Genomic DNA, 13,963 nt, shown 5'->3' on the forward strand with positions numbered 1-13,963 from the left:
GAGAGATTGGTTATTCGAACGGTTATTGCTTTGGACTTGGCCCGTAAACATACACCCCGAACGTACCGGGTGCAGGAGTTTTACCGTCGGCCTGATACTCGGCTCCACTCAGGTAAATCCGGTGCGTTGTACCCCGGTGAACCATTGTCTTCTGGCCTGGCTTTGTTGTAAGCGTTTGAACAACAGAATATTTATCAGCTGAATCCTGATGAATAATAGTGACGTTGCCTTCTCCATTGGAGGTCATGATCAGTTTTAGATCTTTCTCGTAAACCACTGCATCGACACCGCCCCCAATCGGCACTGTCTGGACGATTTTCCCGGTCGAAGCGTCCATCACTACCAGCACTTGTGGCTTACGGCATACGGAGAACAATCGGTTCGTACTTGCATCGAAGGCCAGCCCGGTCGGTACACCGCCATTGGGAGCCACAGAATATTTGTTTTTTACCTTGAGCGTTTTCGTATCAATCTCGAAAATCTCGTTGGTATCTTCGTTGTTATTAAAGACACTTCCCTTTTCGTTGGCCACGGCAAACTCTGGTGCACCACCCATTTCCACAGTTCCAACCACTTTGTCAGTTGTGGCGTCGATGGCTACTGCATCTCCACTGCCATTGTTGAAGACAAAAATCCGCTTTGTGCCCTTATCATACATGACGGCATCTGCCTTCTTGCCCGTGACCGATATCGTTTGCAGGACTTTGAATGTATTGTAATCAAAGACTGTGATCGTATTATCCGTTCCGTTGGTGATGTAGCCTTTGTTCAGATCTTTAGCCAGACCGATACCGTGAACGCCTTTCAGACCAGTGATCTCACCGATCTGTTTGTTTGTGTTTAAATCAATGACGTGTACCCGGTCGAAGTGCGACACGAAGAGCCGTTCGCGTTCACCATCCATTTTCAGGTAATCCCATTTACCGTCGCCCGTAGGCAGACTAATTTTCTCAATAAAAGAATACACAGGCGTAATCTGCGCGGTAACGTGTAGGTGGCTAGTGCCTAATAGGCAGGCAGTAACAGCAATTTTTTTGATTAAAGAGACCATAAGTTGTAGCATGAAGAGGAAACAGTTTCGATCCTTTTCGCCAGCAAACTTATAGACTATTTCTAAGATATAACGACCTCAAAATTCAAATTAATTATTTGATAATAAGCAATTTACAATTAATTAACATTGATTTATTATATAACAAAAGCCATAATCGATCGACTGCCATTTAAGGCATGCCTAGCGGTTATGGCTGCGATATGGTTAGTTTAGTTAGTTGGTAAAATCTTCACTAGTCGAGCTTATCTTTTATGGATTAGCTCAATACAACAGAACGGGAAATCCTGGTTTCATCGTGGTTACAAAAGTGATGGTCAATTTTGAAGCAAATCTGAAGTTCGCGCAGATTTGATCCTCTTCTCTCAATAGTTCCAACTATTCCAACATTTATCCTAAAAAATTGAGCCAATTAAGGGCAAAGCTTAATTTTAGCAATGGGGTTTCGCCCTGTACAATGGTTAATAAGGCGGCCTATAAACGGGAGGCACTTCAAAGTCTCTTCAGAATATCCCTGTTAGTTTGCAATCGTTATCGCAGCAGGCAGATTAAACCATTACCGAATGACTATGTACCAACTTCAACACCATATTCATCATCGCTTCGGTCGATTAGCCACCCGCTATCCGGGGCTTGTTCGCTGGCTGGCCGAACGTTTGACAACCGAACATTTCCGAGGTTTACCCCTGACAGTACTTGCCGGATTACTAATCGTCAACGTGATGGTTCTATCTGAAATCGCCGAAAATCTGGTCAACGCCGAATCGATGGTCCAAGTTGATCTGGGATTTACGCACTGGCTTTTTCAGGGACGCAGTACGCTGATCAGCCAGATGCTATATGCACTAACCTGGTTGGGTTCGGCTTATGTAACAATAGGTCTGGCGTTAATTGGATCACTGGTTTTGTACCATCAAAAAAAGGGGCGCAACATTGTGATTTTGTGGATTTTAATGGCAGGTGTCGGACTGTTTGTACAGGTTGGTAAACGAACATTTATTCGAAATCGACCAACAGAAGTGGCTTATTATACGGAATCAGGCTATTCTTTTCCAAGTGGTCATTCAGCCACAGCGATGACGCTCTATGGACTACTTAGCTATTGGTTAGTCCGGGGGCGTCGTCGTATTCGGAACCGGTGGCTGGTGGGTATCAGCGCTGTTGGCTTAATACTGGTGGTTGGCTTCAGTCGAATTTATCTGGGCGTCCATTTTTTAAGCGATGTGTTAGGTGGCTATCTGCTTGGCACCTGTTGGCTCATCGTAGGTATTGTGCTCACCGAATGGCAACGGACAACTCATACAGCTAATGTGACTTAGCATCCAGCTTGTTTCATTATTCATTCTATTCATGTTTTTATCCGGTTTGCTTCTATTTGGCTGCGCCTTGCTGGCCTTCTCGCTCAGTGCGGTTTGCGGTGGTGGGGCTGGTTTGTTGTTATTACCGGTACTTGGCTCTCTTTTACCAAGTGCCCAGGTTCCGGCAGCGCTGTCCATTGGTACAGTTTCCAGTTCTATTTCCCGGATCATTGCCTTCTGGCCCCGTATTCGCTGGGATGTCGTTGTTTGGTTTGTTCCACCCGCCCTACCCGCCGTTTGGATTGGTGCTAAGCTACTTACCTATATCAATCCCCTCTATCTTGAGTTGTTGATGGGCTTATTTCTGATGGCCAATCTACCGTTGATTTTTCGTTCTACTAAAGACCTGGAAGAAGTCCATCCATTACCCAAAGGCTATCTGGCCATCATTGGATTAGCAGCGGGCTTTGTTTCAGGACTGACGGGTGCCGTTGGTTTATTATTTAACCGATTTTACCTACGTTACGGTATGACCAAAGAGGAAATTGTGGCGACTCGTGCAGCCAATGAGGTCATGCTACATCTGGTAAAACTAGCCTTGTATGCTTCCTTTGGCTTATTGACGGGCAAGGCACTTACACTGGGGGCAGTGATCGCAGTAGCTGCGATGATCTCTTCTTATGGCATGAAATGGTTATTGCCGCGCCTGAGTGAAAGCCTCTTCCGACGAGTTGGTTATGCGGCTATGGTCGTTTCTGGGTTAAGTTTATTTATCGAAGCGGCTGGGCAGGTCGTTACGAAAGCACCTATCGGCATCGACTACTCTCCCGTTGCCAATGGTATGAGTACGCAACTCCAATGGCGCAATAAACTGTTTTCGCTTGAGTTTGAATACGATGAAGGCTTCGAGTTCGAACACACTATTCCACTCAGTGGACTACCTCAAGACAAGCAAGTTGAAGCGAAGAAACTCAGCCAGGGGTCTGATCACGTTGTATTGGAAGAAGTGTTTGGCATCGATAAACATTCGTACGAAGTTTATGTCTATCGAAAAGGCAGGCTGGAAAAGTTTAACATATAAGCGTTCCTATTCTTCTATCCAAAAGAGTACTAACTAAACTGTAAAGTAGAGCATATAATGTGAATTTCAGCGTCACAGCGCTTACGACTCCAGTGACCGGTCGGGCTGCGCTCAGCTTTACAGAAGAAGGTGTACGAATGGTTCCTCCAATAATGGATTCGTGCGTGGCACTGGAATTGCAATAGTATACTAGAGATTTTTTAGGCAGCCATTGAGCTGATGAAAAAATAAGATTCGCATTGAAAAGGAGTTTGGTAGTCAAGCGTTGAATGTTTTCGCCGACGATTGTACCAGTCCTCGATGTATTCAAACGTAGCCAACTTTGCCTGGTGGCGCGTTTCAAAATTAACATGATTAACCATCTCACATTTCAGGGTTTTGAAAAAGCTCTCGGCCACGGCATTGGCCCATCGGATCGCCGAAGCGACAGTTACCTTTTCGACTCATACTTTGCAGGGCGGGCAACTCCTTTAATTGGTCCCGAAAGTCAATGCAGGCGTATTGTACACCCCGATCAGACCGGGCTGCCGGCGCAGTGGAAAAGTAGTTCACCATCTAATGGCCTGTTTTTAAGGGCCATTAGCCAAGCCGCAATGCTGGTATCAACGGCTTTCAACGTATCGCTTAAAGCCCAACCCACCACCTTTCTATCGGCTAAATCTAAAATAGCCGGCAAGTATAACCAGCCTTCGCCGGTTCGGATATAAGTAATAGCTGACACCCATTTTTGGCCTGGCTTTTCGGCCGAAAACGCTCTGTTCAACAGGTTGTTAGCGATTGGGTAATCATGCTTTGAGTCCGTGGTTTGCACGCAGTACTTTTTATACATGATGCTTTTTATGCTCGCTTTATTCATCAGTCTGGCTACTCGATTACGGGATACCTTCACACCTGATTCGTTAAGGTCATCGGCAATGCGTGGACTACCATAACGCGCTTGACTGCGATCGTAAACCTGCTGGATTTGAGTCAAAAACTGTTGTGTCTTAAGCTGCCGGGCTCCGACTGGATGTTTGAGCCAATAATAGTAGCCACTGCTGCTCCCTTTGATTACTTTACACATCTTCTCAACGGGAAACTGATTGGCATGTTCCTTAATAAATCGGAATATCTCCCACGGTCCGCCGCGCGGTCGCCCCTGGAAAAGATGCTGACTGCCTTTTTTAATATATCGCGCTCGAATTGAGCCTATTTGTGGAGATTTCGGAGATAGAAGTTCTGAGCCACTATCTCCGAAATATACAACTTATGTACTGTCTACTGCGCTGAAGCGGACAGGCTTCGCGGCCACTCTCCCAGCAATTATCGCCATATAACTATTGGTGATGCACAAGGGATTCGCTTGTGGTTGAGAAAGGGAAAATGGGGCAAAACGATATAGGAACGACTTTAAACTTCTTTTGGGGCAATAAACGCACCGGGCCCGCAGCGGAACGGGTCTTTATTGTTATTAAGCCAGCTTGAGAACCGATTCATTCGTTAACTACTGAGCATATAATATAGTGCTCCCTATATTTAGGACCAGTTTTTGCTTTTTTTAATTGAGGTTTTCCGATTCTACGTCGACTTGCAAAGGAGTACAGTACACCTCAGCAGGTGTTTTTCTAGCCAGACCTTGATGGCATTGACAATGAATCTACTGCATCGATTGAAGCCGAAGAATATGGCAGCTCAACTGGACAATTTTGCCGATGAATTTTCTTCACTAATTCAGTTTATGCAAGTGGAGGCTGTTTTATAAGAAAGCCCTGTGTTCGGTTATAACTAAGCCTACCTATGCATAAATCAATTGCTATCCTCATTGCTTTAGGAGCAGTAGCTTTTTTTATCCTGCTTTGGTGCGGTATTATTTATACGATTAGTTATGCTTCAGGTTGGCAAAAGTTAGCTGAAACGTACTCGACATCGTACGTTCCCAATCAAACAAAAAACTGTAACTGTCTTTTTCAAAAATCCAGTAGTTACAATGGTGTTGTACAATACGCTTCTACAAAAGAAGGGCTTTATTTAAAAACTATAAACTTATTTTCCATTGGCCATAATCCTCTCTTTATTCCATGGAAAGATATTGAAAGCTACGAATCTGGCGATCTGATTATTCCTTATAAAAACAGATTAATAGCTTATTCAGCCAAGTTCAAAGTAAAAGGGATTACGATTTTTATTAATCAGGATGTCCGGGCGCTTCAAATTCAGTACTAGTTAAATAAAGGATGACTATGGTAGGCGGTATTTTAATCGGCAATCTTCTTTCTTTCGTATTAATTGGAGGGCTTTATTACCTCACCTTCAAAAACAGTCCCAAACACGCTACTATATTATTACTTATTGTCGCTTGTGGTTTCGCGCTTAGCTTCATTAAACTAGTAGAGAAATATCTTCTGCTCGTTCTTGCATTAGGGATTGTAGCTGTATTCATAGTCATTATACAATCACGAAAGGCACGAGATCTAGCTCTCCATAATTGGCTAATTAGCGCTGGATTTAGGCGAATGGAATTCCCTTTTGTAGAAACCCTGTTTAATAAACCGGCCAGTACTATTTTACGCCATTTACCCTATAAAGGTGAGCTAACCAGCTACCAGCAAACTATTCCATTTGTGATGGCAATACGATACAGTTCATCACCGAGCGGTAAAACGACCAGAATTACAGTAGAGTGCTCCTATTATTTCAACGAAAAAATAGACGTCGATTTGCTGTCTGATAAATTCAAAATCGCTAAAGAAAATACGGCAAATCCCAGGCTATGGCAACGAAATCTAAAAAGCTGCGACATTTTTAGACCTGCTATAGGTGGTATCGTAGTAAACTGGTCAGTATCCGATGCCATAGAAGGTTATCGTGAACGCCATGAATGGATAAAAAACGCACTACAGAATTAAGCACACGCATGAACAGTTCATCAAACCCCTTACAGGACGGTGTAAGTTTCTTTTTTCTTATTCTTATCTACGTACCATTCAATGTCTTTTTTATGGTAGTGGCGGCTGTATTATTTAGCCTGATCAATAAACTTTTTCATCTTCATTTTCCGACCTGGATCGTAGCAGTTGCCGCAGCTTTGCTCGTATTTGTTTTCATGTTCTCTTTTCTTGAAGAATCCCTGAACAGAAGTAATTCTGGTGACTCAACGCTATTTTATGCCATAACACTAGTTATTAATCTAGTTGTAGTGATCATAATGCTTACAGCTACAGGCATCAATAAGCTTATTTTTAGCGATGCTGCTTCTACAGATTTTGTTTTTGAAAAACCTCAAATCATCACAGCAATTATCTATTCAATAACCGTCGCTTTTTTCGCAGCCATTCCATTAATTAGCGACGGGGCCGATTATGTCAATGATATTCAGAATGACAGGAAATTAGCGGCTATTAGAGAAGCTATAACTACTGACGATAGTAAAGCTTTTACAAAAATCAATGATGAGACAACCGAGCTTTGGAAAGTAGTGTTGCCCGACGAAAAAAACTCACTTTTAGATTATTTAGTAGCTGGTGATAAAATAGCCTTGGTACATATATTGGTCAAAGACCATAAAGAGCTTTTTGGCTATACATTTGAGTGGCATATAAAAAGCCCTGCTATGGTTCAACTGCTTATTAACGATGGCATGGGCATAAATCAGATAGTTGAGAAACTTACCAAGCACGATGAAGCTGAATTAGTAAAAACCATCGTAGAAAAATATCACCCAACGTTTAACAGTTCAGTGAGTTTTATTACTCAAAATATTATGCACCACAACAACGAAAAGTTATTAGATTATCTTATTAAAAATGGCCTTACTAAAGACTTAAAGCAAACCAGTGAAACCCTCTATTGGCTTGTGCAAAAAAACGATATAGAATCGGTTGGTTTTTTGATCGATAAAGGATTTTCAATAGATCCATCCGATAACAGATTGGTTTATTGGGCTATATATAATCGCAATTTACCGTTCCTTAAATTTTTATTCAGCTATCCATTTGATGTCAATGCGTCTTCTGATGAATATACGAATTTAGAAAATGCAATTATTGGCAATAACGAGGCAATTTTTGATTTTCTATTAACTAAAAATCCTGACATAAAAACATTACATCCCACAAAATTAAATGGGATAACCAATGCCTTACTCATTGCCGAACGCTATAAACAGACTAAAATGTTAGAAAAACTTAACCGATATGCTACACGAAACTAAGAATCTGCTTAAAAACGATAACTCAGTACTAAAAAGTAGAATCAGCCTATTTTAAACAGGCTCTAAACGCCACCATAAAACGAATTCGGGATTAGCAATGGCCTGCCTGAAACCAACGCTAACCCCGAATGCCGGAAACCGGTAAAAACTGCCTACTTAGAACGTAATCTTTAGCAACGCTCCATCGCCCATACTTGTTATGTAAGCGGTATGGCTATTGCTTATTTTCAGATCTGTCGGCATGTTCAGTTTATCGAGTAAAACCGTACTGCTCGTTCCATTTGCCCGTAACAACCGGCCCGTATTTGGCGTAAAACCCATCGGTCCAAATAGGGCGAACTCAAGCACTAACGGTTTCCCGTTGCCATCGTTCTCTACATCGACCAGGCTGTTGAACGTTTGCTGATAAATTGTGAGTTTTCCAGAAAGGTCCATTTGATAAATGATTGACCGCCCAGCCGGGAAAGGGAAGCCCAGTAAGGTAGTAATCAAAAACTGGCGACCATCGTGCGTAATGCTGGTTGGTACGGCCTGAATGAAGGGTGGGCCTGGAGGTGGGCCCGCCGGATTTGGATTGACAATGCCCGGAACTTCAGTTACTACACTCAATTCGCCGGCTTTTGATCGGCGAATGATGGCATTGGCTGCTGCGTCGGTGATGTACAGGGCTCCATCGGGACCTAAAGTCAAATTATAGAGGTGTGATTCACCCGTGTCGTTCGTAAAATTATAGGCGAGTACAAATTTACGAATGTCTTCAGGGATCAGACTGGACGCCATAATGGGCGATGCACCAGTTTTGTAGGAGGAGAGATCAAACTTATAAAGCCCCTTCGGATTCAAAAAGTAAAGCGTTCCCTCAACGACCAGCAAATGATCAACGGCATCAAGATCGCCCTCCGTGTTGGTTACCGAATAAATGTTGGTAATAATTGGATGCCGTACACCATCCTGTGTGATCTCGGATACACTACCGTCATTATGACCCGTGCCCTGCTCAGCCACAAAAACTCGTCCGCTGGCATCCGTCTCAACACTAATTGGAGCAACCAGCTTGGTGGCCAATATTCGGGGGGTTAACGCGGGAGCAGAGGGAGTTGGGATAATGTGATCCTGACAACTCATAACCAGAAAAATTGCCAGCAGACAAATTGAGCGAGTAATGTTGTAAATCATTTGACAGGAATAGTTAAAAGGTGAATAAGGAATATTTACATCTATTTTCTGGCAATAATGGTTGTATCCTGATAATTTAATACTGCATACTACGCACCGCTTGACGAATGAATAATTGATTCAGGCAAGTTTATCCAACGCTACGTCATCAATTACTTAAATCGATCAATTACCTCTATACCTGATCGTCATGATCAACTGCCGATTAATCAGGCACTTATTGTTTATCAGAAAGTTATAAACTGTAATTAATGTAAACGAACATATTGAGTAAAGGGTAATTTAATCCCTAAAAACCTTACCCCTCATTTCTTTGATAAATCAAATTCTAAAAATCATTTCCCAAACTGCGCTCATGGGCGTTGAGCTAGAAAAAAAGGGCATGCAAACCAGTTTGTGAATGTAATAAGTTCTTATTTATATAGAATCAACGGCTTAGCCAACGGTGATTTCTGATAAGCAATTACTTGAATAATATCTTTATTTCGCCAGAAATTCGAAAGCCGAAATTTAGTAAATGGTGAAAGTATAACCCTATTTCTGAATCGATTCTGTACGTTTTCAGACATTCTAATTTACCTGGACGGGTACCTAAAATCAAAAAAGTCGTTGACCAACGATACCTGGTTAAAGCACCGTTCGCCAACGACTATTGATTAGTTGTCCTGTTTATTATTGCTTCTTTTCCGGCAAAAGCACTAACCGAATAAAGTTCGGTCCGAAGTATTGATTGGCTGCGGCTTTGGTGCTTTCGACGGTTACTTTGTCCAGTTGTTCGTTTTCATGCAATACCTCGTCCGGAGCGTCGCCATTATAGTATTGGTTTTGGAGATAGCCAAGCCAGAACTGGTTGTCTTTCAACTGCACTTCGGTTTCACGGCGGGTTTCGGCCTTAAATTTGGCAATATCGGCGGGCAACGCACCTTTTTCTTTCAGATCATTGATCAACTCCTGCGTTTTAGCGATGAGCTTTTCGACGTTTTGCGGTGCGCAACCGAAGCTAATCCGGAACGTATACCGTGATACTGGATATTTACTGTAGGCTCCACTGGCACCAACACCATAAACACCGCTTTCTTCCTCCCGCAACTTTTCGATCAGTTTGATTTCCAGCACTTCAGCCAGAGCGTCCAATTGCGTTGTCGTTTCCGGCGACCAGCTTAAATCACCGCTGTATACCAGTTGAACAGAAGCTTTCGGGTCAACGCCCCGGTAGACAGTCTTGCTGATCTGCCCCGATGGAATACGAATGCCCAGATCTTTAAACTTCTCGGTTGTCTCGGTCGATGGCAATCCGCCAAGGTATTTTTCAACCAGCGGCTTTAGCTGATCTTCTTTAAAATTGCCGACAAAATAGAACGTAAAATCGCCCCCATTGGCAAATCGCTCCTGATAGATTTTCAACGCTTTATCCAGATCAATTTTGTCCAGATCTTCGGGTTTAAGCGGTTGCCGCCGGGGGTTGTTGGCCCCTAGTGTTACCTGTACTGTATCCTGAAATACACGCGCTGGCGTTGGCGTATTGATCTGGTTCTGCAAGGCGCTTCGCTGGTTCGACAGGAACCCTTTTACAACATCAACATCCTTCCGGGGCTGGGTAAAGTAACTATAAAGCAGTTGAAGTGCGGTTTCCAGATCTTTCGGAGCTGCACTACCATTAATACCTTCGCTCAATTCGCCCACAAACGGAAAGACGTTTACCTGTTTACCCGACAGAAACTTGCCCAACTGAATCTGATTATAGTCGCCAGTTCCGCCCATAGCCACGAGCGTAGACGAAAACCGGGCCGACATGAAATCAGTCAGGTCATAGAGTGATGTGCCGCCGAAACTGCTGCCCGAAAACAGAATCTGGTCGTTTTTAAAATTGGTCGGTTTCAGCACTACCCGAACCCCGTTTTTGAGTCGCCACTCTGTCACGCCAATGTCCTTGATTTGTTTCTCGTTCACAACCGGAGAACCAGTTGGCAGCTTTGCTAATAAGGGGCTGTCAAGCGTTTTGTCTTCATAAGCGGTCAGGCCTTTACCCGCATTGTCTACATAGCCCAGGATCTGCTCAACGGTAGGCAATTTGGCCTTGTCTTTTTCAGGAGCCAGAACAATAACCGCCCGGTTATCATTATGAATAAACTGGTCAACCAGTGTATTCACTTCTGCCAATTTGATACCATCCTGTTCTTTCTTGAGAAAATTGTAATAGAACTCAATACTCGTGTAAGGCTCTTTGTCCGTAAAATTCTGAACGTATTCATTAACATAATTGGCCGACCGGGTTTTGTCGCGTTCGCTGTAGGCTTGTTCCACATTGGTCATAAACTCCCGCTTGGCACGATCCAATTCTGTCGATGTGAAGCCGAACTGTTTTACGCGGGCATTCTCGTCGAGCACCGCCCGAATAGCTTTTTCCACGTTTCCCTCTTTGGCAACGGCAATGGACGTAAATGCATCCAGATTCCCCAGAAAATCGCTGTAATTACTGTAGCCACCCAAAAATGGTGGATCAGCCCGCTGTGTTAATTCCTGAATCCGGTTGCCAAGCATGGTGTTGAACAGACCTCGCTTGATGCTTTCCCGCAGATCATTCAGGGTTTTCTCTTTGATTTCAGGTCGTTTGTAAATAACCTGTACCACCGTGTTCGGTTGTTCGGGGTCTGTCAGAATGACGACTTTCGTGTCTTTATGGGGAGGAATTTCATATTCCGTACGAGGTTTTGGGGTTTTAACCGCCGGGATTCGCCCGAACTTCTCGCGAATGATCCCTTCCACTTCTTTCGTATCGAAATCGCCAACGGCAATGACTGCCATCAGATCGGGCCTATACCAGTCCTGATAAAACTGTCGCAGCGTTTCGGTCTTAAACGTAGTCAGAACCTGCTCGGTGCCAATTGGCAATCGTTTGGCATATTGCGAGTTATTGAGCAATATCGGAAAGTATTGATCGCGCAGCCGCTGGCCTGCCCCGCGCCCAAGCCGTCGTTCTTCCAGAATAACACCGCGCTCCTTGTCTACTTCAGTTGGGTCGATAGTGGCATTATGAGCCCAGTCTTCCAGAATCTGGAATGCTTGCCGAAATACCTTGACCGAATCAGTCGGAACGGGTAACTGATAGACCGTTTCGTCAAAGCCTGTATAGGCATTTAAATCGGCCCCAAAGCGAACTCCGGCAGATTGCAGGAAATTAACCAGCTCGTTTTTCGGGAAATTCTTTGTGCCGTTAAACTCCATGTGCTCCATGAAGTGCGCCAGCCCCTGTTGATTGTCATTTTCCAGTACCGAACCCGCCCGGATAACCAGCCGCAGTTCGGCCCGGTTTTTCGGTTCGGCATTTTTCCGGATATAATACGTCAGGCCGTTGGGCAGTTTACCCACTTTTACTGCCGGATCAGTCGGAATTGGACTACTAAGCGTTGTAGTAGCCACTTTAACTGCTGATGATTTGGGCGCAGATTGCGCCAACACCAGCGTAACACTGAACAATGCGCTCAGTGTGAGCGAAAAACGTACCATTCGGTCGTTTGGGTTGGGTTAATAGATCTGAAACTGAATTATGGGATAATAACGCTGAGGAGAGTTGAAACGTCTATCGCTTCCATACTAACAAAATTGCCACTGCTATTGACACGATAACAGAAAACCAGCAAATAATAATTACCCATCGCATTGGGATTTCCCACATCGGCGGATGCGTCAGTTGGGTTTCTTCATCAACTTCAACGACACCATAAAAATTACGGACACAAAAGTCATCCCAATCAATATAATCAACAAAACAGGCGAGCGTATCCAGCAAGTCAGGTGATTTTATAGCGGAGGTTTGCCAGAATGCCTCTAAATGCTGAGCATCTACCTGCCGCTGCGTATAGGTAAACACAAGCTCACTCAAGTGTACAAAATCCTGCGATCGCCAGTGCGATGATGGCTCCCACAGCAGAATGCGTTCAATTTGATATTTAAGATCAGTAGTGTGCTGATTCACACCTTAATAATAACATTTTTTCGATACATCCACCACAGAATTCCGAACCAGATCAGTACAAACGTCAAAGCACCCGCCAGCGACGCATTGGTAGGATTGTCAAAAAGAGGTGCAATGAATGATCGGTAGAGGTATTCTTTCAACCCCACTTCGGTTCCATCAGTCTGAGCAACATGAATCATGTTCATGATCCGCGGAATCAGCCCTGATAGAAAGAATACAGTGATCGCATTGACGCCAAACGCCACAAAAGGGAGCACACCCCGCCGATAGCCTTTAACATCGATCAGCCAATAACTTAGCGCCAGTCCAAGCATGGCCAAACCACCCCCCACCAGCACGAACGAACTGGTCCATAAGGCTTTGTTGATTGGAAAAAATCCATTCCAGATCAGGCCAGCCAGGGTAGTCAGACAGCCAGCGGTAAAAAGCCAGGCTATTTTCTCCGCAGCCGAACGATTGGAACGCAGCCAGGTGCCGGTCAGCAGGCCCAGCAAACCCGTACCAATGGCAGGTAAGGTGCTTAAGAGTCCTTCGGGGTCCCAGACTTTAGCAGGTTTGTAGACGTGGGCCGGCGTAATAAATGTTCGATCGAACCAGGCTGCCAGATTTGTTTCGGGCTCAAGGTTGGCATACCCAACCCCCGGAACCGGAATGACTGTAAGCAATAGATAATACCCAATGAGGAGTATGACCAGAAGTGTGATTTGCTGCCGTGGCGTTGTTTTCAGGAAAATAAGTGAACAGGCCAGATACACCAGAGCAATGCGCTGCAATACGCCGGGAATTCGTACGATCGAGATGTCAAATCTGGGGAAAAAATTCAAAAACAGGCCCAGCAGAAAAAGCGTTGCACTTCGTTTCACGATCTTGCCAATCACTCCTTCTCTGGCTCCATCGGGCCGCCCCAAGGCAAACGTTATCGATACGCCAACAATAAACAGGAAAAACGGAAAAATCAGATCGGTGGGTGTCCAGCCATGCCAGGGCGCATGTTCCAGGGGGGCATAGATGTGGCCCCAGTCGCCAGGGTTGTTGACCAGAATCATAGCCGCGACAGTCAGACCCCGAAAGAAATCGAGCGAGAGCAGCCGTCCGGATGCAACCGGAACACTCTGGAACTTAGCCGTACTTGTTGAAACAAATGATTGCATAAAAAGCCGGGGCGGATCGCCGAAGCGAAGGGTTTCCC

General features: G+C 44.4%; 12 protein-coding genes. 5 read left to right on the forward strand and 7 right to left on the reverse strand.

Translation table 11 applies throughout. From position 1 onward, the window contains the following. Positions 1-22: 22 nt before the first annotated feature. On the reverse strand, positions 23-1,051 hold the full coding sequence (locus GJR95_RS10360) for a YncE family protein (RefSeq protein WP_162385796.1): 1,029 nt from the start codon (positions 1,049-1,051) through the stop codon (positions 23-25). 569 nt (positions 1,052-1,620) lie between these two features. On the opposite strand from GJR95_RS10360, the gene GJR95_RS10365 reads away from it, so the two are divergent. Together GJR95_RS10365 and GJR95_RS10370 are read left to right on the forward strand one after the other, a co-directional pair. After that, the gene (locus GJR95_RS10365) at positions 1,621-2,370 is read left to right on the forward strand and encodes a phosphatase PAP2 family protein (RefSeq protein WP_232541146.1); all 750 of its coding nucleotides are present in this window, start codon (positions 1,621-1,623) and stop codon (positions 2,368-2,370) included. A gap of 31 nt (positions 2,371-2,401) precedes the next feature. Then, positions 2,402-3,430 (forward strand): sulfite exporter TauE/SafE family protein, encoded by a 1,029-nt coding sequence (locus GJR95_RS10370; protein WP_162385798.1) that lies wholly within the window; start codon positions 2,402-2,404, stop codon positions 3,428-3,430. 200 nt (positions 3,431-3,630) lie between these two features. On the opposite strand, the gene GJR95_RS42775 is transcribed toward GJR95_RS10370, so the two are convergent. Together GJR95_RS42775 and GJR95_RS10380 are read right to left on the reverse strand one after the other, a co-directional pair. Continuing rightward, entirely contained in the window at positions 3,631-3,846 is a 216-nt protein-coding gene (locus tag GJR95_RS42775) for an IS3 family transposase (RefSeq protein WP_394370001.1), read from the reverse strand. Positions 3,847-3,944: 98 nt separating this feature from the next. Next, positions 3,945-4,622 carry an IS3 family transposase gene (locus GJR95_RS10380; RefSeq protein ID WP_162391656.1) on the reverse strand — a complete coding sequence of 226 codons (678 nt, stop codon included), beginning with the start codon at positions 4,620-4,622 and terminating at the stop codon, positions 3,945-3,947. Positions 4,623-5,206: 584 nt separating this feature from the next. Here GJR95_RS10380 and GJR95_RS10385 point away from each other — a divergent pair. From GJR95_RS10385 to GJR95_RS10395, 3 genes are read left to right on the forward strand one after another with little or no spacing between them, the layout of a single operon-like run. Next, positions 5,207-5,632, forward strand: coding sequence for a hypothetical protein (locus GJR95_RS10385; RefSeq protein ID WP_162385800.1), 426 nt, complete (start codon positions 5,207-5,209; stop codon positions 5,630-5,632). A 17-nt stretch (positions 5,633-5,649) separates the two neighbouring features. Continuing rightward, on the forward strand, positions 5,650-6,315 hold the full coding sequence (locus GJR95_RS10390) for a hypothetical protein (RefSeq protein ID WP_162385801.1): 666 nt from the start codon (positions 5,650-5,652) through the stop codon (positions 6,313-6,315). Beyond that, entirely contained in the window at positions 6,288-7,619 is a 1,332-nt protein-coding gene (locus GJR95_RS10395; RefSeq protein WP_162385802.1) for an ankyrin repeat domain-containing protein, read from the forward strand. Before GJR95_RS10390 ends, GJR95_RS10395 begins: the two co-directional genes overlap by 28 nt. 156 nt (positions 7,620-7,775) lie before the next feature. On the opposite strand, the gene GJR95_RS10400 is transcribed toward GJR95_RS10395, so the two are convergent. The 4 genes from GJR95_RS10400 to GJR95_RS10415 form a co-directional block, all read right to left on the reverse strand. Further along, the gene (locus GJR95_RS10400; RefSeq protein WP_162385803.1) at positions 7,776-8,795 is read right to left on the reverse strand and encodes a ScyD/ScyE family protein; all 1,020 of its coding nucleotides are present in this window, start codon (positions 8,793-8,795) and stop codon (positions 7,776-7,778) included. 672 nt (positions 8,796-9,467) lie between these two features. Then, positions 9,468-12,302, reverse strand: a complete 2,835-nt coding sequence (locus tag GJR95_RS10405; protein WP_162385804.1) for a M16 family metallopeptidase — start codon at positions 12,300-12,302, stop codon at positions 9,468-9,470. A gap of 73 nt (positions 12,303-12,375) precedes the next feature. Continuing rightward, positions 12,376-12,771 carry a hypothetical protein gene (locus GJR95_RS10410; RefSeq protein ID WP_162385805.1) on the reverse strand — a complete coding sequence of 132 codons (396 nt, stop codon included), beginning with the start codon at positions 12,769-12,771 and terminating at the stop codon, positions 12,376-12,378. After that, positions 12,768-13,925: an acyltransferase family protein gene (locus tag GJR95_RS10415; protein ID WP_162385806.1), complete on the reverse strand. Its 1,158-nt coding sequence runs from the start codon at positions 13,923-13,925 to the stop codon at positions 12,768-12,770. Before GJR95_RS10415 ends, GJR95_RS10410 begins: the two co-directional genes overlap by 4 nt. Between the last annotated feature and the right edge of the window lie 38 nt (positions 13,926-13,963).

Origin of the sequence: Spirosoma endbachense (genome assembly GCF_010233585.1) — a bacterium.
Taxonomy (GTDB): domain Bacteria; phylum Bacteroidota; class Bacteroidia; order Cytophagales; family Spirosomataceae; genus Spirosoma; species Spirosoma endbachense.